Origin of the sequence: Clostridium sp. KNHs214, from assembly GCF_000744935.1 — a bacterium.
GTDB lineage: Bacteria > Bacillota > Clostridia > Clostridiales > Clostridiaceae > Haloimpatiens.
On sequence record NZ_JQMW01000013.1, the window covers coordinates 500,084 to 525,664 of the forward strand.

General features: G+C 30.9%; 22 protein-coding genes and 1 riboswitch. Of the genes, 1 reads left to right on the plus strand and 21 read right to left on the minus strand.

The annotated features are described in order from the left end of the window. Positions 1 to 11: 11 nt before the first annotated feature. From CC89_RS17750 to rbsK, 4 genes are read right to left on the minus strand one after another with little or no spacing between them, the layout of a single operon-like run. A complete protein-coding gene (locus CC89_RS17750; RefSeq protein WP_035294441.1) occupies positions 12 to 956 on the minus strand; it encodes an ABC transporter permease subunit in 945 nt (314 codons plus the stop codon). A gap of 48 nt (positions 957 to 1,004) precedes the next feature. Then, positions 1,005 to 2,507, minus strand: a complete 1,503-nt coding sequence (locus tag CC89_RS17755) for a sugar ABC transporter ATP-binding protein (protein WP_035294443.1) — start codon at positions 2,505 to 2,507, stop codon at positions 1,005 to 1,007. Positions 2,508 to 2,539: 32 nt separating this feature from the next. Beyond that, positions 2,540 to 2,935: a D-ribose pyranase gene (gene rbsD, locus CC89_RS17760; protein WP_035294445.1), complete on the minus strand. Its 396-nt coding sequence runs from the start codon at positions 2,933 to 2,935 to the stop codon at positions 2,540 to 2,542. Between the two features lie 2 nt (positions 2,936 to 2,937). Further along, positions 2,938 to 3,867 (minus strand): ribokinase, encoded by a 930-nt coding sequence (rbsK, locus tag CC89_RS17765; protein WP_035294447.1) that lies wholly within the window; start codon positions 3,865 to 3,867, stop codon positions 2,938 to 2,940. Between the two features lie 700 nt (positions 3,868 to 4,567). Here rbsK and CC89_RS17770 point away from each other — a divergent pair. Beyond that, the gene (locus CC89_RS17770) at positions 4,568 to 4,978 is read left to right on the plus strand and encodes a C-GCAxxG-C-C family (seleno)protein (protein ID WP_035294448.1); all 411 of its coding nucleotides are present in this window, start codon (positions 4,568 to 4,570) and stop codon (positions 4,976 to 4,978) included. A gap of 363 nt (positions 4,979 to 5,341) precedes the next feature. Here the strand turns inward: CC89_RS17770 and CC89_RS17775 are convergent, their stop codons facing one another. From CC89_RS17775 to CC89_RS20720, 17 genes are all read right to left on the minus strand, one after another. After that, positions 5,342 to 6,571 carry a cation:proton antiporter gene (locus CC89_RS17775; protein WP_035294450.1) on the minus strand — a complete coding sequence of 410 codons (1,230 nt, stop codon included), beginning with the start codon at positions 6,569 to 6,571 and terminating at the stop codon, positions 5,342 to 5,344. Positions 6,572 to 6,757: 186 nt separating this feature from the next. After that, positions 6,758 to 6,818: riboswitch (Fluoride riboswitch) on the minus strand. 56 nt (positions 6,819 to 6,874) lie between these two features. Then, positions 6,875 to 7,486, minus strand: coding sequence for a hypothetical protein (locus tag CC89_RS17780; protein WP_035294452.1), 612 nt, complete (start codon positions 7,484 to 7,486; stop codon positions 6,875 to 6,877). Positions 7,487 to 7,552: 66 nt separating this feature from the next. Then, positions 7,553 to 12,142, minus strand: a complete 4,590-nt coding sequence (locus tag CC89_RS17785) for a S8 family serine peptidase (protein WP_051931968.1) — start codon at positions 12,140 to 12,142, stop codon at positions 7,553 to 7,555. A 332-nt stretch (positions 12,143 to 12,474) separates the two neighbouring features. Then, a complete protein-coding gene (locus CC89_RS17790) occupies positions 12,475 to 13,026 on the minus strand; it encodes a hypothetical protein (protein ID WP_185750800.1) in 552 nt (183 codons plus the stop codon). A gap of 91 nt (positions 13,027 to 13,117) precedes the next feature. Beyond that, positions 13,118 to 14,287, minus strand: coding sequence for an ABC transporter permease (locus CC89_RS17795; RefSeq protein ID WP_035294455.1), 1,170 nt, complete (start codon positions 14,285 to 14,287; stop codon positions 13,118 to 13,120). Positions 14,288 to 14,290: 3 nt separating this feature from the next. Beyond that, on the minus strand, positions 14,291 to 15,154 hold the full coding sequence (locus tag CC89_RS17800; protein WP_035294456.1) for an ABC transporter ATP-binding protein: 864 nt from the start codon (positions 15,152 to 15,154) through the stop codon (positions 14,291 to 14,293). Beyond that, a complete protein-coding gene (locus CC89_RS17805; protein ID WP_185750801.1) occupies positions 15,135 to 15,422 on the minus strand; it encodes a hypothetical protein in 288 nt (95 codons plus the stop codon). The genes CC89_RS17800 and CC89_RS17805 overlap by 20 nt, the downstream gene beginning before the upstream one ends. Positions 15,423 to 15,433: 11 nt before the next feature. Then, on the minus strand, positions 15,434 to 15,970 hold the full coding sequence (locus tag CC89_RS17810; protein WP_035294460.1) for an RNA polymerase sigma factor: 537 nt from the start codon (positions 15,968 to 15,970) through the stop codon (positions 15,434 to 15,436). 174 nt (positions 15,971 to 16,144) lie between these two features. Beyond that, positions 16,145 to 17,695 (minus strand): ribosomal protection-like ABC-F family protein, encoded by a 1,551-nt coding sequence (abc-f, locus tag CC89_RS17815; protein ID WP_035294462.1) that lies wholly within the window; start codon positions 17,693 to 17,695, stop codon positions 16,145 to 16,147. 515 nt (positions 17,696 to 18,210) lie between these two features. Beyond that, a complete protein-coding gene (locus CC89_RS17820; RefSeq protein ID WP_035294463.1) occupies positions 18,211 to 19,899 on the minus strand; it encodes an ABC transporter ATP-binding protein in 1,689 nt (562 codons plus the stop codon). Positions 19,900 to 19,911: 12 nt separating this feature from the next. Next, a complete protein-coding gene (locus CC89_RS17825; RefSeq protein WP_035294710.1) occupies positions 19,912 to 20,703 on the minus strand; it encodes an ABC transporter permease in 792 nt (263 codons plus the stop codon). 120 nt (positions 20,704 to 20,823) lie between these two features. Next, the gene (locus tag CC89_RS17830; RefSeq protein ID WP_081897109.1) at positions 20,824 to 21,810 is read right to left on the minus strand and encodes an ABC transporter permease; all 987 of its coding nucleotides are present in this window, start codon (positions 21,808 to 21,810) and stop codon (positions 20,824 to 20,826) included. 87 nt (positions 21,811 to 21,897) lie between these two features. Next, positions 21,898 to 23,514: an ABC transporter substrate-binding protein gene (locus tag CC89_RS17835; RefSeq protein ID WP_035294465.1), complete on the minus strand. Its 1,617-nt coding sequence runs from the start codon at positions 23,512 to 23,514 to the stop codon at positions 21,898 to 21,900. Between the two features lie 108 nt (positions 23,515 to 23,622). Then, a complete protein-coding gene (locus tag CC89_RS17840) occupies positions 23,623 to 24,147 on the minus strand; it encodes an FmdE family protein (protein WP_035294466.1) in 525 nt (174 codons plus the stop codon). Positions 24,148 to 24,469: 322 nt separating this feature from the next. Then, complete coding sequence (locus CC89_RS17845) at positions 24,470 to 24,703, minus strand: hypothetical protein (RefSeq protein WP_185750802.1); 234 nt, start codon at positions 24,701 to 24,703, stop codon at positions 24,470 to 24,472. Positions 24,704 to 24,742: 39 nt separating this feature from the next. Then, complete coding sequence (locus CC89_RS20715) at positions 24,743 to 24,907, minus strand: hypothetical protein (protein ID WP_185750803.1); 165 nt, start codon at positions 24,905 to 24,907, stop codon at positions 24,743 to 24,745. Positions 24,908 to 25,323: 416 nt separating this feature from the next. After that, positions 25,324 to 25,497 (minus strand): hypothetical protein, encoded by a 174-nt coding sequence (locus tag CC89_RS20720; protein WP_185750804.1) that lies wholly within the window; start codon positions 25,495 to 25,497, stop codon positions 25,324 to 25,326. Positions 25,498 to 25,581: the final 84 nt, after the last annotated feature.

The window sequence follows — 25,581 nt, forward strand, 5'->3', positions numbered from 1 at the left end:
ATTTCAGCTTATTATTTCTTTCTGCTGTTTACTTTTCTGTCCATAAGTACTGCTAATAATATTACGATACCCTTTACAATAGATTGGTAAAATGGTGAAACATTCATAAGGTTTAATCCGTTATTTAATACTCCTATTATTAAAGCACCTATTATGGTTCCTGTTACTGTTCCTTCTCCTCCTGCAAGACTTGTTCCACCAAGTACTACTGCTGCTATGGCATCTAATTCAAATCCTGAACCTGCATTTGGTGAAGCTGAACCTATTCTGCTTGTTACTATAATTCCACTTAAAGCTGCAGCTATACCTGATATTACATAAACCATATTTTTAATTTTTATTGTGTTTATTCCTGATAGCCTTGCTGAATCTTCATTGCCACCTAGTGCATATAAATATCTTCCATATCTAGTTTGGCTTAAAATATAGAATGCTATTACAAATACTACTATAGTAAATATTACTGGCACTGGAATTTGATCTAACAATCTACCATTACCTATAAAACCAAAGCTTTTCCCTAAACCTGATATAGGTTTTCCATTAGTAAATACATACGTTACCCCTCTAAATATCGTCATGGTTGCAAGCGTTGCTATAAACGCTTGTATTTTTCCTCTTGAAATAATTATTCCGTTAACTAATCCTACTACTGCACCTAATGCTAGTGCCGCAACCACTGCTAAAAATACATTTCCAGTACTCTTTATAATTACTGCCGCTACAGCACCACTTATGGCCAATATGGATCCTACAGATAAGTCTATTCCACCAGTTAAAATTACAAATGTCATACCTATAGCAAGAATTGCATTAACTGAAACTTGAGTAAATACATTTCTTATATTACTTACAGATAAAAATCTAGGTTCAATTATAGCTATAGCTACACACAATATTAAAAATACAACAAGTGATTTATATTTAATTAATGTATTTTTCACATTACTTTTCATAATTCTCTCCTCTTTTCATATTTCATTTATAGAGTTCAATTTTTACAATTATTTAATTCCTACTGCACACTTCATTATAGACTCTTGGCTTGCCTCTTCTCTATTTAGCTCACCAGTTATATTTCCTTCATGCATTACAAGTATTCTGTCGCTTATTCCAAGAACTTCAGGCATATCAGAAGATATCATTATTACTGCCTTTCCACTTTCTTTTAATGCATTTAAAACATCATATATCTCCTTTTTAGCTCCTACGTCTATACCTCTAGTTGGCTCATCTATTATAAGCACTTTTGGAGATAACATAATCCACTTAGCAAGTATTGCCTTTTGTTGATTACCTCCACTTAAATTCTTTATAAATTGCTCTGAGCTAGGTGTCTTTACTGATAGTTTTTTAATGTATTCATCTACGTCCTTCTTTTCCTTTTTTCTATCTATAACCTTAAAGGAGTTTTCATATTTTTTAAGATTTGCAAGGGTCATATTATCTCCAACAGACATTCCTAAAACCAAACCCTCCTTTTTTCTATCTTCTGATAGATAGCATATTCCATGGTGTATAGCATCCTTGGGAGATTTTATCTCCCTTTTTTCTCCATCTATAAATATTTCTCCACTGATTTTTTTGTACTCTCCAAATATAGTCTTAGCAAGTTCTGTTCTTCCAGAACCCATTAAACCTGCTATCCCTAATATTTCTCCTGCCTTAACCTGTAGGGAAGCATTTTTCACCTTATTTGAATAGTTTAAATCCTTAACTTCTAATAGTATTTCTCCAGTATCTACCTTTTTATAAGGAAACTGTTCCTCTAATTTTCTTCCTACAAGCATTGATATAATATCATCATTAGATACATCTGCTACCATAGCATCTCCAACATATTTACCGTCTCTTAAAACTGTAATTCTATCGCACATCTTAAATATCTCTTCCATTCTGTGAGATATATAAATTATAGCTATGCCCTTATCTCTTAGTTTTTTTATAACAGTAAATAGATTCTTAGTTTCTACATCTGTAAGGGCTGTTGTAGGTTCGTCCATTATGATTATGCTGGCATTTTTAGTAAGAGCTTTTGCTATCTCTATCATCTGCATTTCTCCAACGCTTATGTCTCTTACCAAAGTATCTGGATCTATATTACATCCTATTTGATTTAAGAAATCTAAACTTCTTTCTTTTAATAATTTCTTACTTATTCTCCTAGAAACTTTATTGAATTTTTCATTTCCCAAGAATATATTTTCCCAAACAGTTAAGTTAGGAAGTACACTTAGCTCTTGATGTATTATAGTTATTCCTTTGCTCTCTGCGTCTTTTATTCCAGTTATTTCGGTTTCTTGTCCTTCTATAAGTATCTTTCCTTCATCTTTTTTGTAAACTCCACTTAATATCTTCATAAGTGTTGATTTACCCGCTCCATTTTCACCTAAAAGTCCAAGAACCTCTCCTCCATAAGCAGAAAGTTGCACATTATCTAAAGCCTTTACCCCTGGGAAGGATTTTGATATATTTTCCATTTTGAGTATAGGTGTTTTACTCTTCATAATTATCCTCTCCTTAAAATTAGCAACTTTTTCTAAAAAACCACTCCTGATTTTAATATTATATTTGCATAAGGCGTTTGTTCTCCTGTTCTCACTACAGCCCTGCAATTTTTAAGTTCTTTTTTCAAATCTTCATGAGTTACAAATGTAATTTTTACATGGCCTATTTCTTTCTTTATTTCTGCAAATATCTCTGGGCTCACTTCCTTTGTTTCTTTAGCTATTACCACTTCTTCTACTTTTAATTCTGCCAAAACAGCTTTAAGTGTATCCATAAAACTTGGCAAATTCTTTACTAAAGCTAAATCAATTCTTCTTGTTTCCTTTGGTATAGGGAGTCCACAATCCCCTATAGCTATGGAATCAGTATGTCCCATTTTTGATATTTCTTCACTTATTGAGCTATTTAATAATGTTGTCTTTCTCATGGCTAGTCCTCCCCGTAAACTTCTATTATTTCTTTTAAATATGGAATTGAAGGCTGAGCTCCTTCTCTCTGAACTGCTATACTAGAGCATTTATTTCCGAACTTAACTGCCCTTTTAATCTCTTCAAAACATAAATTATCAGCATTTAATTTACTTGAGAAGCCTCCAATGAATGTGTCTCCTGCTGCAGTGGTATCTACTGCTTTAACTTTATAAGCCTCTACAATTTCTGATTTATCCCCTGAAATCACAGCTGCACCATTGGCTCCAAGAGTTATTATTGTATATTTAACGCCTTTGTCCATAAACTTTTCTGCAGCCTCTTTAGCACTGTCTAAATCCTTCACATTTACACCAGTAAGTTCATAAGCTTCTGTTTCATTAGGTACAACTATATCTGTATATTTTAAAAGCTGCTCTGGAATTTCTTTAGCTGGTGCTGGATTTAATACTGTAACTTTTCCTGCACCTTTAGCCATTTTAAAAGCCTCTATGGTAGCTTCTACTGGTGTCTCAAATTGTGATATTAATATTTGACACTCCTTTATAACTTTTTCAGCTTTCTCTATTTCTTCTTTTTTTATACTCATATTTGCTCCGGCTGCAACTATTATAGAATTATTTGCCTCCTGGTCTACAGAAATCACTGCTGTACCTGTAGGATTTTTTTCATCCTTAAATATAAAATCTACATTTATATCATCCTGTATTAAACTCTTAGTAAGCGCCTCACCAGTACTGTCACTTCCAACCTTTGATATCATATAAACCTCAGATCCCAGTCTCTTTGCTGCCACTGCTTGATTGGCCCCTTTTCCTCCTGGAACATTTTGAAGGTTATTTGCAAATATAGTTTCTCCTACCTTAGGCATATTATTTACTTTTAAAACTATATCCATGTTCATGCTTCCAAGCACACACACTTTATTCATAATCTTTCCTCCTTTTATTTCCAAGTGCAAACTTTCCTTCCACTAGCTCCTTTTGAAGTGGAAGATTTTTTAATTAAAATCTATAATTCAAGTCTCCATATTTTGATTATTTGCAATTTATGCTTGTACTATACTCAATGTATTATTTAGTTAAACGGTTTAGTAAACCGTTTAACTGAATAATACACTATAAATTTATACCTGTCAATAAGTTAATGTAAACATTTAAATAATAATCTTCTGAAAATTTTGTTAAAAAAATATCTATTATAGATGAGTATCCAATTGTTAACTCTCTTGTATAAATGTATAATAATATTATAATTGAATTTTATCCGATGACTACCTGCCGTAACACTCCCACTTCTAACAAAGTGCGAGTTAACGGCAGCTACGTCCCTGGATAACGATCTCTAACCTTCAGTTGGAGTAAAAACTCCATCTGAAGCTAAGAGCTCTGTTTATCACATAAATTTTAAGCGCTACATCACATGAATAAAGGAAATGCGAATATAGTTTTTAATTTAAAATGTAAAATAGGAATTTGTAGAGTAGGGAAGAGGGAAGAACTAAAAGGTTGAAATTCATAGAGAATTTCTTAAATTTATATTTTATGGGACTTTGGCACTAAGAATAATTTATACAATACATTGTATATAAATTACTTAATACGGCATTCCCAAAAGGAGTGAATATTAAAATGTTAAGAGAAATTATGAAAAAGTACAGAGACAAAAATAATTATGACTTAAGCTGTTCTGAAACCATGATTTATGCTGCTAATGAAGCTTACAATTTAAATTTAGATGAAAAAACTTTAAGAACTATGGCTCCTTTCAGTGGCGGCATGTGGACAGAAAATGCCTGCGGTGCTCTTACTGGTTCACTAGCAGTTTTAGGAATTTTATTTACCGACAAAGTAGCTCACAACAGCGAACATTTAAAAGAATTAGTTATTGAGTTTCAAGATAAATTTCAAGATAAACTAAAAAGCAAAATGTGTGTAGACCTTAAGCCCTTACATAGAACAGAAGTGGACGGCTGCAACTCTATAATGTATGAAGCTGCAGATATATTAGATGAAATCGTTACTAGAGAAATGAAAAAATAATAGAAATTATGTTCATATCATATTTGGTGATTAAACCTCAAAAAGGTACAATGTGGTGGAATTGTGAAATTCCTCCTCCATGACTTGCATAAGTGCTCGGAACAATAAATTTAGATGGTTCCTTTGCTTCTTATGCAAGTCATTACAGAGAAATTTCATAATTCAAGTAATTTAATACCTTTTGTAGATAATCATTTTGTAAAATAAATAACCATAAAAGCTGCGGCAAAAAATTAATATTCTCAAATTTTTTGCCGCAGCTTTTATTTCTTAAATTTTAAATTTCCTTTCTACTAAATAATATACATACGTTTTTGTTTTATAATAGGTATCTTTTAACTTCATACAATAATGTAATTTTTATTATATAACCCTTTTTTCTTTCAACTCTTTTTCATCTCCCATATTTTCTTCTTCCTGCTCTAAAAATCTCTCACCAGCAGCCTTTATACCTATGGCTCCTAGAGGTGCTGTTATCAATATAGATAAAACTGCTATGGCAAGTATCACCTCTCCTGAAGGTACTCCCATGGATAAAGGAACTGCTCCCATGGCCGCTTGAACTGTAGCCTTAGGTGTATAAGATATGATGCAAAATACCTTCTCCTTTAAAGTTAAATCAGTTCCCATAAGTGAAATCCAAACACCCATGCTTCTTGCCACAAGACCAAGTGCAATTATTAAAATTCCTATAGCACCAGCTTTTAAAGCCACAGATATATTTACTTCTGCCCCAACTAGTACAAATAATAAAATTTGAGCAAAAATCCATATAAAACTGAAACACCTAGATAAAGTATCCCCTAGTCTAGTGTCCTTATTATTAATTATATACCCCAATGCCATTACTCCAAGAAGAGATGCTATTTCCACTTTGCCTTTAAGAATGGCCTCAAGGGACACCATCAATATAGAAAATGCCAATACAATAAGAGTTTTTTTAGTATGATTAATATTGTTTTTTGTAAATAACCTTAATAAAAATAAGCCAGTTATTACTCCTAAAATTATTCCAAGTATAATGGAAACAGGTATTTTAAAGATCTTTAAAGCTATATTTACACTTTTTCCTCCGTAAAATCCTGCAAAGGTTGAAAATATAGTTATGGCAAATACATCATCTATGGAGGCTCCTGCCAGTATAAGAATTGGAATGCCTTTTTTCATTCCCTTTCTTCTCTCTATGAAACCTATCATTTGCGGAACCACCACCGCTGGTGAAACTGCTGCAATAATAAACCCTAACATTCCTGCCTCTATAAATGGTATTTTTAATAATTTCCATGCTACAAAAGCTATGGTGAATCCTTCTAAAATTCCGGGAATACAACTTAGTTTAGCTGCTGGAACTCCTATTTTTCTAAGTTCTTCTTTAGTTATACCCAGCCCTGCTCTAAGTAAAATAACTATCAAAGCTATTTTTCTTAAATCCCCAGAAATATTTAATAAATCTGGAGATACAATATTAAATACATGTGGTCCCATAAGTATACCTAGAATTATCATTCCTAATAATCCTGGCAATTTTATTTTTTCAAAAATCCAATTTACTAAAAGACCTAATAATACTATAATTGCTATACTCTGAGCCATTTGCTCTCCCCCTAATATTTGATTTTAATTTGTTTTTTAAGATAACATACGCCCTGCATAATCTTTAATTTTCTTTAACATACTCACTTATTCTTAGATTTTCATTTTTGATAAATCGAAGCTACTTTTACTTTATAGTTTCTCAATTTATCATTAAAATATAAAAACTCCTACACCTTAATTTTATAAAGTGTAGGAGTCATCAGCATTATCGCGGTTATGGCGGATCTCCATCGCCTATTAATTACCACACGATTATAACATATAAATACTACCAAGGCAATATAATTAAAAATATTTTTATTATTTCCATTCAGTGGCTTGGCTCTTACTATAATTCAATATAGTATAAGTTTCCTTCAACTTTTGAAATTTATTTTCTCTTCCAACTACCTTTACTCCATAATTATCTCCTGTTTCAACAATCTCAACAAAACTCTTTTGAACATTAACTTTAAGAATTCCTTTTTCGTCCACATCATATTTAGTAAATTTAACTTTATCGCCTTGTATTTTCATATTTATTACATAATTTATCACTCTAATATCACCCTTTTGTAAGTATTCAATAATAAAAATCTCATCATTCTTTTTAATTTTAAAGTTTTTAATAAAATTACTTAATTTACTTATATCAATTACCTCTGTACTATTTCCTTCAACTATTTTAACTACATAATTTTCTTCTAATACCTTTTTATATTTATATTTTTCAGGAATTTTCTCTTCATCTACCTTTAAAGATGATTTTTTTGAATTTCCTATATTATTAATTTTATTTCCTCCTTCAATAGTATTTATAGCTTTATTAAAATTTTTTCTAGTATTTTTTATATAAACGAATATAAAAATTATTATAATAACTGATATCAACACTATTAGAATTATTTTTCTATTGCCTAATTTATCTTTCATATGTAACCCCCTTTAATTTTGTTAAAAGAGTTTGAAAGAAGACTTTCAAACTCTTTATAAAATCATCTATTTCTTCTTATTTCTTTTTCTTATAGCTATTCCTGATAATACAACTGCTCCTCCAATTGATAATGTTCCAACTATTGTAATTGGTGATCCTGTTTGAGGTATTTTACTAGTTGTTGCTTTAGTGTCTTTTAATATTTCCTTTGAATCAGAATCTTTTGCTTTTGTTGTATTATTATCCTTACCAGTATCCTTCTTGCCTGTCTCTTCCTTACTTGGATTTTCCGTGTTTGTGTCCTCCTTACTTGTCTCTTCTTTTTCCGGTTTTTCTTTTTGCTCTACTATTTTAAATTCAAATTTCTTTTCTGATACATTTCCAGCCTTGTCAGTAGCTTTTACTACTAATGTATGGGTTCCTAATTTGTCTATAATAGTTTTTCCATCCCATACATTACCATCTAATGTGTAAGTAACTACTGCTCCCTCTTCAATTTCAAATTCTGGTAACAATTTAACTTCATACTCTTTACCATCTTCAAGATTTTTAGCTTTAATTTGCGGATATGTCTTGTCAATTTGGAAATTAAATTTAAATTCTCTTTCCTCTCCATTCTCTGTTATAACTTTTATATTTAATTCATATTTACCATCTTTACTAATGGTATCGCCCATATTAAATTTATTGTTATTTAATGTAGCTTGAATTTTTGCAGTATCATCATTAACTTCAATTTTAGGAATTACATTAGTATTATATATCTTATTATTTTCTACATTTGTAATTTTAACTTCTAATGGGGTTTCTTCTATAGCTAATTTTAACTTTATTGAACTTTCATTTCCAAGTAAATCTTTAGCTGTGAAAGTTATAATATCATCATTCTCCATTTTAGTACCTAACATTTCCTCAGTTATAACAAATTCCTTTTTCTTTTCGCCGTATTTATCATCCAAAGCATTCTGTATTTCTTTTATCATAATGCCATTAACTCTAAATTCAAAATCAAAAACATTATCTTTTACATTACATTTTATCTCTCTACTTCTATTATTTATATGAATAACATTATCTTTGTCCACATTTCCATCTGGAAAAGTAATTTCTGGTGCAGTAGTATCTTTAAATATCTTGTATCCATAATCCCAAATGCTGATATCATCAAAATCTTCAACTTTTACATTAAATGTATTCAATCCTTCTTTTACATCCACTTCATGAGCAAATCCATATCCTTTTGAACTGTCTTTTTCATCTATAGCAGTTAATTTAACATCTTTTCCACCTATAGTGAATAGATTTGGCTTCCTAGATATTTTTCCTTTGAATGTGAACTTATCTTTCATTGTATTAATTTGATTTGATGATTTAAATTCTGGATTTTCTAGATTAAATTTAATTGGTGCTACACCACAATTTATATTTCTTGTTGCTACACCTGCATTACCAGCATAATCAAACATCAATATATCTATTCTGTTAAATTGATTTTCTGGAAGTTTCTTTATAACCTTGCTATATAGATCTTTTCCAAATTCACCAACACCCTCTTTTACTAAAGGAGATAATAAGGTAGCGTCTATATCTAATTCATCATTTACAAAAATTCCAATTAAATCTGATGAATTTACCTCTGAAAGATTGTCACTAGCCACAAAATAAACTTTGTATTCTCCGTCTTTTATTTTTTCTGCTTTAGTTATCTTAACTTCTGGTTCTGTATAGTCAACTTTAATAGGCATATCAACTACCTGTTCAGAAGCGTTAGGTACATCAACCTTCATATGCATTCTATAGTAATATTGTCCTTCTGGAACATTTTCATAACTTCCAGATTTCTTATTATATGATTTTGCATCCCATATTAAATTTTCTAATAAATTTGGAATGTTGTTTTGTGATAGTTCTAATATATTTCTTCTAATATTTTTGTTTGAACCTAATTTTCTTATCACTTGATTTTTATCATTTACAATTTCTGTATTTATATTCTTAATGTTTCTAAGTGTAAATATTGCTGGAAAAATATTTCTCTTTCGAAGCGTAATATCGTTGTTTGGATTTATAGCAATATGTTTACCTTCTATGTCACCTGTATCATTATTGTCACCTAATATTCCAAGTTTATCATTATATTTTCCATCTAAACATAAAGCTAAATTTTCTAATATTCCTTCAAAACCTACACCTACTACTTCAGATTTATTTTTATCCCAAATGTTATTAGAAACAACGGCTTCCTTACCCCAATCACCATAGAAACCCATAAACGGAATATTTATATTAAGAATATTTTCATCTTTTGATTTAAACTGAATATATCCTTCTAGGAATTTCTCTGTAGGTAACTTGTCTCCTACATTTAAAGTGAATTCCACTGTTTTACTACCATTAGCTGGTATAGTAACCTTATCTACATGAGTAACATTTGCATCTTCTTTAGGTAAAATTCTATCCCTAAGCATTACTTGCCCATTATAACTGTCTTTCTTTTCCTCTTGGGTTAAAACTCCACTTATTAGACCTATATCATATGCTATATCTTTATGCCCTGAATTTTTTAAGTCAACAGTAAAGGTTGCTTTCTTATCTCTTATTTGCTTTAACGCTACAGCTGCTTCTCCCTTATAGGTTGCAGTTACATTTGTCTTTATAGCATCCTCTATTTGAATTAATCCAGCACCTTGTCTTCTTGGTGAATATGGTACTTTAAAATCTTGTTCCTTACTCATTTTTACAGAAGCAGTATTCATAGCTTTTATCTTAGCATGTTCTATTAACTCCCTTTTGTTAAAGCCTTTGTCTTTTAAAGATTGCATTATAAGTGTCATTCCACCAGCTACATGAGGTGAAGCCATTGAAGTACCTGTCATTACACCATATTTATTATTATTTATTGTAGAGTATATATTTCCTCCTGGTCCTGCTATTTGAGGCTTAAAATCTAGATTTGGTGATGGTCCCCAAGAAGTACTTTCTGAATATCCATCTTTATATGGATTGTCAAAATCTCTGAAACCTTTCTTCGTATCTATGGTAACTTTACCTTTTTTCAATTGCTCTAATATTTTTTCTCCGCTAGTTTGAGTTACAAATACAGCTGGAATATTTATTTCTGGATCCGTTGCCATATTTATAAGCTCATCATCTCCATTTTTACTATTATAAATTACAACTCCCGCTGCATTGTTGCTTTGAGCATTTAATATTTTTTCAACAAAGGTATTATCTCCTCTTTTAATAAAAGCTACTTTACTTTCTACATCTTTTCCTTCAAAATCTGTGTTTTTTCCCATTCCACAATCTACAAGCTCTAATCCATGCATTTTCTCTGAAGATACTTGATGTGTACTCATCTTAAATTCTTCACTCTTACCATCTGAAAATTTAAATCCTGCTACTAGTGCTCTCATTACTGTATTTTCATAGTTAGAAACCATAAAAGCATCTTTAGCTACTCCTGGAGAATCTGTAGTTGCTAAATCATTCTTATTAGGAAGCAATAGCGGATATGTTGAGTAATAAGCATTACCTGCTGCTGCCACCACCATTACTCCATTTTCTGCAGCATTTTTTATAGCTATTTCTTCTGGATCCTCCTCATCTTGGAAACCTGCATCACTACCAAGACTTAAATTTATAACGTCAGCGCCCAAAGCCACTGAATCGTCTATAGCAGCTACGATATCATCTGAATATGCCCCCCTAATGTTAGGGTTATTTGTAAATACCTTCATTGCCAAAACCTGTGCCTTTGGTGCAACACCCTTTATAGCTAAATCATTTTTTACTTCTTCTTCATCTCCATCCGCTGCCATTATTCCAGCTACATGTGCACCATGAGAATCTTCTGACTTAGTATCTATTATTTGATTACTTCTATCTGCATAGTTATACCCAAAAGGAACTTTTTCAGTAAAGTACGTACTTGCACTAGTATCTGCCTTTAAAGCTCCATCCTTCTTTATTTTCTCTATGCCTTCCTTACTCAATTTTTTATTTTTTACGTCAGGTTCCTTGAAATCTTTGTGATTGTAAGCAACTCCACCATCTACTACTGACACAACCATTCCTTGACCCTTTAAACTGTAATTTTCCCATGTTTTCTGTGCCTGTGTCAATTTAGTAGCATTGTTCATTGCCTTATAATATACTCTAGCTATCTTTACCCTCTTAACGCCTGGCATCTTTTGAATCTTACCTATCTCTTTTTTCTTTACATCCATACTAAATCCATTAAGAACATTAGTATAGGTATGCCTTAATTCGGCACCTTCAAGCTTCTTAGCCTTTTCTTTAACTGTTTTTTGCGATAACTTAACTGTTTTTAATGCTCTTAGTGTAGGTTTCTTATTGTTTTTTTCCATCTGTAGGGCAGATTTTTGCTCTAGCTCTACCAACACCCTAACAACTTTTTCTGGATTTTCTCCTCCCTCAATATTCTTTAAAACTTTACTCTTTTTTGTCTTGCCATCAATCTTACTTAGTAGTTGATCTAAAAGCTTATTCTTTTGTTTCTTTGATATAGTGTTATACGGTGTCTTTTCTCCCTCGATAGCCTGTACATTACTACACTGGCCCCCTAGTGTAGTAGCAAACATCATAGTTGCTGTTAAGCATTTCGCCAGTACATTTCTTAATCTACCATTCATTTTTTCGCCCCCTGATTATTTAAAATATCATCGCACTTATACCATGTATTGCCGTTTAATAAATCGAATGTAAATATGTTTTTGGATATATTTCTATTCTATTCCTATTAAATAAATAAATGTATTTTTTACATATATTTACTAAAAATCCCTTAACCATAAATCGCCTTACAATCCACAATTCATTCTTTAATCAATCCTTTTGGTAGATGAAAAGAAATAACAAGTCAAAGATGCTAGTATACTTTGTGTCAAACAAAGAAGAAGGTTCCACCACTAGTAGGACTATCGATGGATTCTGCTGACGCAAAATAGACTAGCATACTGACTTGTTATTTATTTGAATGTGCCTTATTTATAAAAGCTAAATTAACTATAAATATTATTAAAGTAATTAATAATATTAAATACTTTTCTTTTTCAAAACCACCTCTAGTTAAACTAAAAAGGTATAACTTTTTGGTGTATTTGCCTTTGGTGAAAAACTCTATAAAGTAATATGCAAAGGATACTAAATATCCCATGGATAAGTTATTAGTAATATTTACAACAGTGAATCCTATCATTCCCAAAAAATTAGCTGATATCCATATACCTAAAGTAACTTTCCAAAGATTAAAACTACTTCCTTTAACTTTTGCCAAACACATAATACCTAGTATGCATAGAAACATAAAAATCATCATTATAAAAGTTCTAATTAATATAATTTTCCACTGGGATGTGCGTTTTGAATATACTATCTCTACCATATTGGTTTTGCTTTCTATATTTATCATATAGGGTATAAGTATTATACCTATTATTGAAAGATATAGTTCCCCTATGGTTGCTATATTCATATAATCTAAAAGCTTAAGGCTAAATATAACTGGAGTTAACAAAATCATAACTCCCGCAATGATTACATTTAAACTAAAAAGTATCTTAATATTATATTTGAAAATATTTAAACATGTGCTTATAGACTTACATTTAGTGGATGTGTTCACCTACAGCACCTCTTTTCTTAGACCATATAAATGATGTAATGACAATCAATAAAATGGACACTACAATGTAAAAAATTCTATTTACACATATGGCATTTTGAAATTTTATATACTGTGAATGTTCTCCAAATGTATTAAATCTTATGATGAACTTACTTAATCCATAATCTCCACCTAATGTTCTTATGGATAATATCCATAAAATAAATTGTGCAAAAATAGCCACTATACCATTGTTAAAAATCACTGACAATAGCATACCTAAAGCTACCGTAAAAAGTATTGTAGGCAAAATCCAACATAAAGTATATTTATAAAAAGCCATTATATCTATAGAATAATTATTTGCTTTAGCAAAACTTTTAAAAACAAAGGTTGCATGACTTGCATACAAAATATAAATTAATAATATTCCAAGGCATAAAGCTGCATATTTAGAAATTATATAAACACCGCCTGAAACACTTCTGCTGCAAATTAATTCCTCCATTCTACTTCTTCTATCTTTTATAAGTATAAATGCCGCTAAGAATACTGGAAACAATCCTGCTGTAATGCCCATGTAGTCAGAGAAATATCTGGCACCAGCATTAGTTATTTTATCCTTATAAATTATATCCTGAAAATCATTAACAGCCTCTTTGTAAGTCTTTTCTTCTGATAGGAGATAACTTCTCATCTTGTCACCGTAATATGTGTTTCCACCTAATTTTTTATCTAAATCTCTAACTATTTTTAAATATTCATCATAAGATACCTTTATTAAGCTGCTATCTTCACTATCTAAGAATTCTTTTGGGGCTATTTCCTCCATAGCTTTTTTTAAATATTCTTTTTCCTTAAGGTTTAATTTTTCTTGAACATTTAAAATCACTCTTACCTTAGTAAAACTTCCCTCTTCATAATCTCTGCACATTTGAATATACATCTGTTTAATTTCTTTATTGCGATCAGTTATATTTTTATTTCCATAATAGGGACGCATACCATTTATTTTATATTCTTCTGGTGTCTTTGGCTTAGAGCATTTTTTTAGAACACCTGAAGGTGAAAATTCACTAAAGTAGAAAAATCCTATAATTATTATCAAAATACAAAAGGTGATATTTTTAAATAAATACTTAAATTCTTTTTTTAGTAAATTCAAAAACATATATTACGCCTCCTTCATAAGCTTCATGTAAGCATCTTCTATAGAAGGTTTAACACTCTTTGCATCTTCAAAAGGCTTTTCCTTTGATATTATTTTAAGCTTTATACTATCTCCTTCTGAAACTGTAGATATAATAGAAAATTTATTTCTTACTTCATCTAAGCTTTCCCTTGCTATATTTGATATCCAAACATATCCTTGAGCATTTTCTAGTAATTTTTTAACTTTACCTTGATATAGTATACTTCCTTCATTCAATATAGCTAAATTTTCGCAGGTAAACTCAACATCTTCTACTATGTGAGTAGATAATATAACTATTCTATCTTCAGAAAAGTCTCTTAAAAGATTACGAAATCTTATTCTTTCCTCTGGATCTAATCCTGCAGTAGGTTCATCCACAATTAGAACTTCAGGCTCATGAAGTATGGCTTGTGCAATACCTAGTCTTCTTTTCATACCACCTGATAAAGCTTTAACCTTAGTCTTCATGTGATTTTGAAGATTAACTTTATAAAGTAGCTGTTCTATTCTCTCCTTCCTAAACTTTTTATTATTTATACCTGATAAAATAGCTAAATAATCTAAGGCTTCATATACATTCATATTAGGGTAAATTGAAAACTCCTGTGGAAGATATCCTACTATACTTCTTATATTTTTTTTATTATTTATTTCTATATCATTTATTTTTATGTCCCCTTCTGTTTTCTGTATAAGGGTAGTTAATATTCTCATTAGTGTAGTTTTACCAGCTCCATTAGGACCTAACAGCCCAAACATTCCTTCATTAATCTCTAAATTAATGCCCTTAAGCACTTGTTTATTTCCATAGGATTTTTTTAAATTATTTATTACAATTTTCATATATTGTCCTTCTTTCCTCCCTATACTCATAAAAACTAATAAACGAAAATATACCTAAAGATGCACAAATTTCAACAGCTATATTGAAATTTGTTACTTTAATTAAAATGAAACTTATTATTAAAACCATTAATAAATTTGCAGCCATATTTATAGTTTTCATTCTATGCCTTCTAGAGTTTTCTTTTACTGCTTCTTCTTCAGCTTTTAAATATTCTAAATACCTTGCTTTTGCAAAGACCCCCTGCAAAAATTTTTCATCTTCCATAGACATATTTTTCAATACCCACACCTCTCTTTTTCTATAGACACCCTTAACTTTTTCCTTGCCCTATAAATCAAGATTTTTATCTGCATTAAGTTTTTACCCATAATTTCTGCTGCTTCTTTATAACTAAACCCCTCAAAATCTATTAAATAAATTACATTTCTGTATTCATCCTTCAGCTCATGGATTTTATCTTTAAGCATTTTTCTTTTTTCTTTATTTAATATACTTTCAACCGTATCATCTTTAGAAATATCATTGTGTATCTCAGTTAAAGGTACAGTAGATTTTTTTCTAATATAATCAATGCTTTTATTTCTTATTATTGTAAATAAATAAGTTTTAAATTTATATTTCTCGTTGTACTTTTCCTTATAAACATAGATATATCCAAAGCTTTCCTGTACAATATCTTCTGCAATATAATAATCATGAACATAGCTTTGAGAAAAAGCTACTGCTGATTTTCTGTATTTTATAACAATTTTCTCAAAGCTCTCCAGGTTTCCATCTTTGAATTTTCTCATAAGATGCAAATCTTCCTCCATGCTCTCCCCCCTTTGCCTTTTGCAATGGATCGTAATATCTTATATAGACGTCTAATTTAAAATACTTACACTACTTATTCGTATAAACCTCAATAAAGTTACACATAAATATTAATTATTTAAAAGTTCTTATTAACCCTCAAATAATGTATAATACATGTTTAAAGTAATCTATTATTTACCTAAACAATACTCTTCCATATTCCACTCTGCTGTTACCCAATCTTTGTAAAATTCTCTTTCGTGACAAACCAAAAGTACAGTTCCCCCAAAATTTATAAGTGCTTCTTTTAAAATTTCCTTGGCACTTACATCTAAGTGATTGGTAGGCTCATCTAACACAAGCCAGTTGCTTTCCTTCATCATAAGCTTGCAAAGCCTTACCTTAGCCTGTTCTCCTCCACTCAATGCACACATATTTTGCATTATATGCTCTCTCTTAAGTCCACACTTTCCAAGAGCCTCTCTTATTTCCGCTTGCGTTTTTTCAGGATATTCATTCCACACCTCATCTATAGGAGTGATATCTTTAGGCTTCACTTCCTGCTCAAAATAAGATGGGTAAATATGAACTCCAAAATTTATATCACCATGCAAAGGAGATATAACTCCCATTAAAGTTTTTAAGAGTGTAGATTTTCCTATACCATTACAACCTGTAATAGCTACTTTTTCTCCCCTTGTAAGCTTTAAGTTCAAATTTTTTATTATAGGATATCTATAACCTATATCCATAGAATTACTTTCAAATATAAGCTTTCCTGATTTTCTAGCTTCTAAAAATGAAAAATATGGCTTTGGTGGTGTCTTAGGTTTTTCAATTCTTTCTATCTTATCTAGCTTCTTCTGCCTGCTTAAAGCCATTTTACTAGTGGAAGCTCTAACTTTATTTTTATCAATATAATCTTGAAGTTTTTTAATTTCCTTTTGCTGCTTCTGATACTCTTGCATATACCTTTGAGTTTCATCTTCACTGAGCTTTAAAAACTTTTCATAATTTCCTGGGTAACGCTTTAAAGCTGCAAATTGCAAATGATATATTACATTAGTTATATTGTTTATAAATGCAGTATCATGGGATATAACCACAAAACTTTTAGCATAGTTCTGTAAATATCCAGCCAGCCAATCCACATGTTCCTTATCTAGATAATTAGTAGGCTCATCCAAAAGCAAAAGATCATAACTTGTTAAAAGCAGCTTTGCAAGTTTAACTTTTGTACGCTGACCTCCACTTAACTTTTCTACAGGCGTTTCCATGCCTAAATGGGATAATCCAAGTCCATTAGCTACATTTTCTATATAACTATCAATATTATAAAAATCACTAGCACTTAAAGCATCTTGAAGCCTAGAAAATTCTTTAAGAAGCTTCTCCATTTCCACTTCACTAGCCCTTGAAAGCTTATCTCCCACCTTCAACATTTTTGCTTCCATAGCATATAATTCACTAAAGGATTCCTTAAGTACTTCTCTTATGGTTTTACCATCCTCTAGCTCAGAATGTTGATCTAAATAACCTATTTTAGTAGAAGCTGATTTATACACTCTTCCTTCGTCAGGAATAAGTTCACCCACTATTATATTAAATAGCGTACTTTTACCAACTCCATTAATTCCTACTAACCCTGCATGCTCTCCATTTAAAATGTTTAAAGATATATCTTTAAATAAAATTTTATCTGCAAAGCCAAAACTTAAATTTTCAATACTTAATATACTCATCTCTATCTCTCCTAAAAAATATTGTAAATTATTTGATTATTTGAATGTACCTTATTACTTTTAAATGCAAAAAGGGAAAGAGGCTATTAAAATTCCTCTTTCCCTTTAAATAATAAAATAGAAAACCAATTTTTGTATAAAAAAATAAGGGTACCAAAAAAGAGTCTTTAATATGTCTCGTGAAATTTTATTAACCTAATTTAGCTAAAAAAGGGCGCACTTCTCCCGTATTTAAGCTAAACGGTTTACAAAAATTTCACAATTACACATTCTAGACTCTCAACTCCCTTAATAATTAAAATAATAATAATTTACTAATTTTATACTACATTACATACTTTAATAAGTCAACCGTAATTACTCATATAACTTGAAATTTTGTATTAAGTTTTTTTGTCATAGACATTATGTGCTCTTCACATTTTCTCAGTATCACATTTTACAAAATAACTTTCAACCTTTATCATAAATAGTATATGATTTACAACGCCTGATTTTTATGTCCAATACTACTTTTAAAACGCATTTACTATTAATTTTTTAGTATATTCTTCCCTTGGGCTTTGAAACACTTTCACCACATTACCCTGCTCCACTACTTTTCCCTCTGTCATAACTAGTACTCTATCAGATATTTTCCTAGCTAAATACAAATCATGGGTTATATAAAGTATGGAAAATCCTTTTCTATTTTGAAGCTCTTTTAATAATCTTGTTATATTAGCTTTGGTGGAAGGATCTAGCATGGAACTTATTTCATCTGCTATTAATACTTTAGGCTCTAGTATTAAGCTTCTAGCTATGGCTATTCTTTGCCTTTGACCACCGCTTAATTCATTACATTTCTTACTTAAAAAATATTCCTCTTTAGGAAGCTGAACCTCTTCTAATAACTCCATAACTTTTCTCTTTCTATATTCCTTATCTCCATCTTTTAATATGTCTAAAGGCTCCCTTATCACTTCTTCTACTGTTAATTTTCCATTAGTTGAAGACAGCGGGTCTTGAAATACCATTTGTATTCCTTTTTTCTTGCAAGTTACATTATTTTCCTTAACTTCTTCTCCTTCAAAAATTACACTTCCTGAATCACCTTTCAAAAGTCCGCACAATATCTTACCAAAAGTAGTTTTACCTGAACCCGACTGACCTATTAAGCTAACTATTTCTCCACTTCTTATCTTAACACTACAACCTTTGCAAGCTTCTACAGGATTATCTTTATGAATGTACGTTTTCTTCACATTTTTAGCTTCCAATAAAGTTATTATTCCCCCTCTATTACAAGCTACTTTTCTATTTTCACCTATATTTTTTAGAATAGGTCTGCAGCTAGAACACTGCTCTTTCCTCTGATTACATCTACTGTAAAATACACATGCTGAATCTTTTCCTTCTTCACAAACTCCTCTTATACCCCATAAATCTTGATAGACGTTTAGCTCTAAAGAAGAATATATAAGGCCTCTAGTGTAGGTATGAGCAGGCTCATCTAATATTTCTTTAGCTATTCCCTCTTCTAATACATTTCCTCTATACAAAACCTCTATTTTACTACATAAGGTGTTAATTACAGATAAATCATGAGATATTACTATCATAGAAAATCTCTTTTCTTTTTGAAGCTTCCCTATTAAATTAACTATTTCATTTTTACTTACAGGGTCTAAAGCTGTGGTAGGCTCATCTACTAATAAAAGTTCAGGGTCACAAGCAAGGGCCATGGCTATAAGCACTCTTTGACGCATACCTCCTGAAAGCATATGAGGATATTTCTTTCCCCAATGAGGCTGAAGTCCAACCATTTTTAACAGTTCCTCTGACTTTCTGTAGGCTTCTAATTTGCTTATATTTTTATGTTCTATAATACTCTCTGCAATTTGGGTGTTTATGTCTAAAACGGGATTCAGTATATCCAAGCTATTTTGAAATACCATAGATACTTTATTCCATCTATAAAAATTAAGTTCCCTATCCTTTAATGAATTTAAGTCCGTGCCTTCATATAAGATTTCACCTTTAGTATCTGCCTTATCCGTTAAAAGCCCCATTACAGCTAAAGCAATAGAACTTTTGCCACTACCGGATTCACCTATTATCCCCAAAGTCTCACCTTTTTTTACCTGGAAACTAACCTTAGAAACCGCCTCTACGCCTCCATGATATGTGACAAATAAATCTTTTACCTCTAAAACATTTTCCATAAAAACCCCACCTTAAATTTTTTCTATTTCTCTGCCTAAAAAAGCTATGCTCATAACTGTAACTGTTATAGCCACTAAAGGACTTACTATCCACCACTTCCAATACTCAGTGAAGTATATACCTTGGAAACCCATGGCATGATTAAGTATTATTCCCCAACTTTTTGAGTTAGGATCTCCTAGCCCTAAAAATGAAAGAGAAGCCTCTGCTATAATGGCTTTATTCACTAATTTTATTATACTAACCATAAGCACCGGAAATACATCCCTTAATATGTGCTTTTTAGTTATATGAAGAAATCCTCCCCCATAACTTTTAGCAGCAATTATATAGTCTTCTTTAGCTATAGACATAACCTTAGCTCGTACTATTCTTGCAGGGGTTGTCCATGAAAATAAACTAAGCACTATGATAATATTGAATATACTTGGGCCAAAAAATGCCCCTATTATTATCATCAAAGGAAGATCCGGAAGAATTATCATAATATCTGTTATTCTCATAAGCACTCTGTCAGCTATGCCACCATAATATCCGCATACAATTCCTATTATTCCACCACCAACTCCTGCCAATAGTGCCGTTCCAAAACCAACTATAATACTTATCCTTGTTCCAATACATATTTGAGCCCATAGGTCTATCCCCAAATCATCTGTTCCCAAAATATGTGCCTTGGTAGGAGCTTCAAGAGCTGCCCCTGATGGAATATTATAAGGATGTTTACTTAAAACCGGTGCAAATATCCCTATTATTAATAATAAAATAAGTATTCCTAAAGATATTTTTCCTGAAGTACACATATTAAGCCTTTTACTTCCTCTTATTCCTAAAGCTTTTCCACTTGTATCTATATATTTTCTTTTTATATCCATACACTTTCTTTTTACTACAGATAATTTATTACTCTCCATGCTATTCACCTAATCCACATTCATTCTTGGGTCTAACTTTTTACAAACTATATCTGAAAGAAAATTACTTATAAGTACCAATAGGGTAACCAATATAAATATTCCTTGAATTAATGGATAATCCCGCACAAAAACCGCCTCTTTCATAAGCTTTCCTAAACCCGGATATTGAAATACATTTTCCACAAGAATAGCTCCTCCTATCATTGCTCCAAGACTTAAAAATATTCTGGTTATTATAGGGAAAATAGCATTTCTAAGGGCATGTCGGAAAACTATAGTTCTCCTTTTAAGCCCTTTACCCTTTGCTGTTTGTATATAATCCTTTGAAAGCACTGATATAGTGGAATTTCTAGATAGCAAATAAAATCCACCTAGATTTGATATAGTTAAAGTTAACACTGGCAAAAATCCATGATGAACTATATCCTTAATTTGTGCATATTTATTTGAATACTCAGCGAAACTTTCTGTTGCACCAGCTAAAGGAAATAGACCATATTTAGCTGCCAATATAAAAAGAAAAAGCGTCCCCACTAAAAAAGGAGGTATTTCTGAAAATCCCAGCATAATAAAATAGAGGATTCCGTCTCCCTTTTTATTTTTGTACCAAGCAGATATACATCCCAAAACGCAACCAATAACTGCACTTAAAAATGTAGAAATTAAAACTAATCCCACAGTCCATCCTATTCTGCTTTTTATTATATTTAAAACTTGATCATTATAATAAATGCTGTATCCTAAATTTCCTTTAAAAGTATCCTTAATATATTTATCATATTGCTCTGACAAAGGTTTATCCAATCCATAATAAGCCTTATATTTCTCTATTTGCTCCTCAGTGTAAGTTATATTTACATCTCCTTCATCTGAAGACAAAAAAGTGAATGGGTCCCCAGGCATAAGCCTAGGGATCATGAAATTAAAGGTCAACACACAAAAGAATGTAAATATATATCCCATTATTTTTTTATTGCAATATTTTTTCCACATAAAAACCTCACTCTTTCCTGCAAATATCAACAAACATCGGCAGGTGACAGGCACCTTTTTCGACAAAAGTCGGTAGGTGCCTGTCACCTATTTTAAGTAGGATAATTTACAGTGACTTAGACAATGGTGATCAAATGTACACATCCATCCATTATATTTTTCTGGCTTGTATACAGTATAACCTGTAGTGTTGTATATAGGTATAACTGGTACTTCTTCGCTTATCAATTCTTGTAATTTAAATACAGTTTCTTTTCTTTCTTTTTCATCAAATTGCACTGCTTGTTTTTCACATAACTCATTTACTTCTTTATTTGAATATCCTGGTATACCTGAAAAAGTCGTGGTTTTTCCTGAAGCAAACATCCCTCTAAGTTGGTCTGCATCGCTTCCCCAACCACCATAACCTATAAGACATAATTGGTAGTCACCTTTTTTAACCGCTGCGTCTCTAGTTTTACCATCTACACTTTTAACCTTCAGCTCTATTCCTGATTTCTCCATACTTATTTTCATAAGTTCAGCTATTCTAATCTCAGGTTTTGAATTTCCTATTAATAGTTCAAAAGATAGTTTTTTATCTTTTAAAAGTTCTTTTGCCTTGTTTGTATTAAAGTCATAATTTTTAACATTTTTGTTATACCATATGTGATCCTGTGGTAAATATCCTGCGCTGGCAGGTACAGCTGCTCCTCTGGCAACCTTTTGGATTAATTCTTTCTTATCTATAGAATACCCCATAGCTTGTCTAACTTCTTTTTCTTTTAGCTCTGGGCACTTTTCCATATTTAAAGACAACTTATATCCCCAAAAAGCCGGTGCTTTAAACATTTTATATTCTTTCTTATTTTCATATCTCTTTACTACATCTGCAGATGGAGAAAACATATCTATATCTCCTTTTTCAAATGCCAGTACTGGGTCGCTTACAGGAACAAATTGAATCTCTTTTACAACCGCTTCCCCCCTCCAGTAATCTTTAAATGCTTTAAATTTATATGAACCTGCTTCCTTGTTGTATTCTTCACATATGTAAGGTCCACATCCTATAAATGCTTCCTTGTCATTAAAATTCTTTGGATCTTTAACATTTTCCCATATATGTTTTGGTATTATTCTTACGTCACCTAATTTTTCTAATAGAGTTACATTAGGCTTATTCACAAGTATTTTTACACTATCCCCCTCTATTATATCTATACTCTTTATTATGTTTATTCCTTTCCCTTTTTCCTTTCCTTTTCTACCACCTAAAGAATAACTTACTGGTGGATTTTTCTCAAAATATTCAAAGGAAAATTTAACATCTTCTGGAGTTAATTCCTTTCCATCCTGCCACTTTACTCCATTTCTTATTTTAAATATATACTCTTTTCCCTCATTGTTTACTTCCCAGCTTTCAGCAAGCCATGGTATTATACCTTTTTCATCCTTTTCTATAAGACCATCAAATACTAATCTCATCTTAAAAGATCCTGGTCCCCTTTGATAATGCTTGTATGGATTAGGTGCTCCCCAATCTCCTCCTTCAAGCTTTATTACCTCAGCCTCTTTCTTCCCCTGAACCTTATCTGCACTAGCTATTGTATTATTTGAAGAACCACTATCTTTTTTTGCTGTATTAGAACCACATCCTGCTGCTGTAAAGATAACTGTTCCAGATAATATTAAAGTCAATAGCTTGCTTTTTAACTTCTTATTCATCTCCTACATCCTTCCTCAAATTATTTAGACGTTTATTTTCATCATAAATTACTTATACTAAATCTAAATAACAAATTGCATATGATATTTCCTTTGTGTATTTTCTTATTAAAATCCTCTATTGTAATCCTCGAAACAATCTATACACACCTTTTGACCATTCATAATCCTTATTTTATGTTCTGGTGCTGATTCTCCACATTTTTCACATACTATGTTTGAAAATAATCTAGCCTTTATTGGCAACTGAAAGCTTGGTTTTTTAAAATCAAATATATCATCTACATCAGCCTCTAATATATACTTCATTCTCTTCTCTCTGTCCATTTCTCCTTTAAATGGTTTTAAGATCATTCTTATACTTTCACCAGTTTTTCTATTAAAAAAGCTAAATGCCATTTTACCAGTACCTCTGTATATTAAATTTCCTTTTCCCATACTACAACCTGTAATAACTTGTACCGCATCTACCCCACAAGCATCATTTTCCGTAACACATACAATTTCTTCATCCTTTGAAAAATTTACTCCTAATTTTTTCATGGCTGCCTCACTGGCTTTATATCCTATAGCTAATCCAGGGCATTGATGTCCATGAAATTCCACTGATTTTTCCCATAATTTCTTATCCATAATTTTAATTCCTCCTAAACATATTTTTTTATTATATTTTTAAGTTACTTAATAATTAACATTTATATAAAACTTCATTCAATAAAAACTTATAAATTATAAGTAAAGCATATAACTGTATGCACTAATTAACTTAGAAAAATCTATTTGTTTGCATAAAAAAGGCAGAACTGTCCTAAGTTCTACCTTCGTGGTATCTTTTCATTTATAATGGCATTCTACTTCGTGTAGATATGCTTGTTCATTTATTAACAATATTATTATAGCATATGCCAGAATTTTTTCAATATTTATTTAATAATATGTTACTTTTTTCTATTACTTATTCTTGGGTATTTTCAAACTCCTTCTTACTTTCTAAACATTTTCTGCACTCTTTAACCTCATCTAAAATTAATTGTAGATATTTAAAAATACTACATATTAAGAATATTAAAAGAACCACACAACTTATACCCAATAAAAGTGGTCCTCCTACTGCACCACCACATACTGTAAAAAATATTATAACAAAACTCACCATCATAATTTTATCCCTTAAATTCCGTCCAAACATTTGTTCAATAGCTCCATATAAACACTTTACATAAAATCGTTAACTGCATATTATATTAATATCTTTGCAATTTGTCTTATAGTCATCCCCAGTAATAGGTTTTTCTACTTCTACATCTATAATATAGCATCTTAATCTAGAATGAAAAAATAATTCAACATTGCCATGATAAGTTGTGACAATAGTATTTTTTAATTTTAACAATTCAACTAATTTGCAAATTACTGTGATTTAATTTGATTTGAACTATTACAAGATGATCCTCTTAATGTTTTACCATCTATAGATACTATTTTTTCGTTCAATCATGTCTTTTACATATGTACTTCCCCATAATCTCAAATATAAAATTAGGTTATTCGAAAACAAATGAATAAAAAAGACTTGTTGACCTAAACTAATTTTTAGTAAATATCAACAAATCCCTTTCACATTTAAAAATATTAATTAAGGTACGCGAAAAAAATAAAAAGTCAAAGATGCTAGTATATTTTGTGTCAGGCAAGAAAGCAGGTTCCGCCTTTGGTAGGACTATAACCGGGTTCTGCTGACGCAATATGACGCAAAATAGACTAGCATACTGACTTGTCATTTTTTTGAGTGTGCCTAACACAAGTCATTTAACTATGAGTAAGTGTAACTGAATTAGCATTTAATCCTTCTTCTCCATTTATACAATCTCCAACTATGTTCATACCTTCTACTTCAGATGCTAATTTATCAGATTGTATTATAACTTTACCATTAATAACTTGAATATCTTCTGATGAAATCTTTACTTCCTTCTTGTCCACATTTTCACTTCCTTTGAAATCTATATTCTTAACTTTATTATTAGATTTCTTTATATTTTTAACTTTATTAGAATTATGAGATTT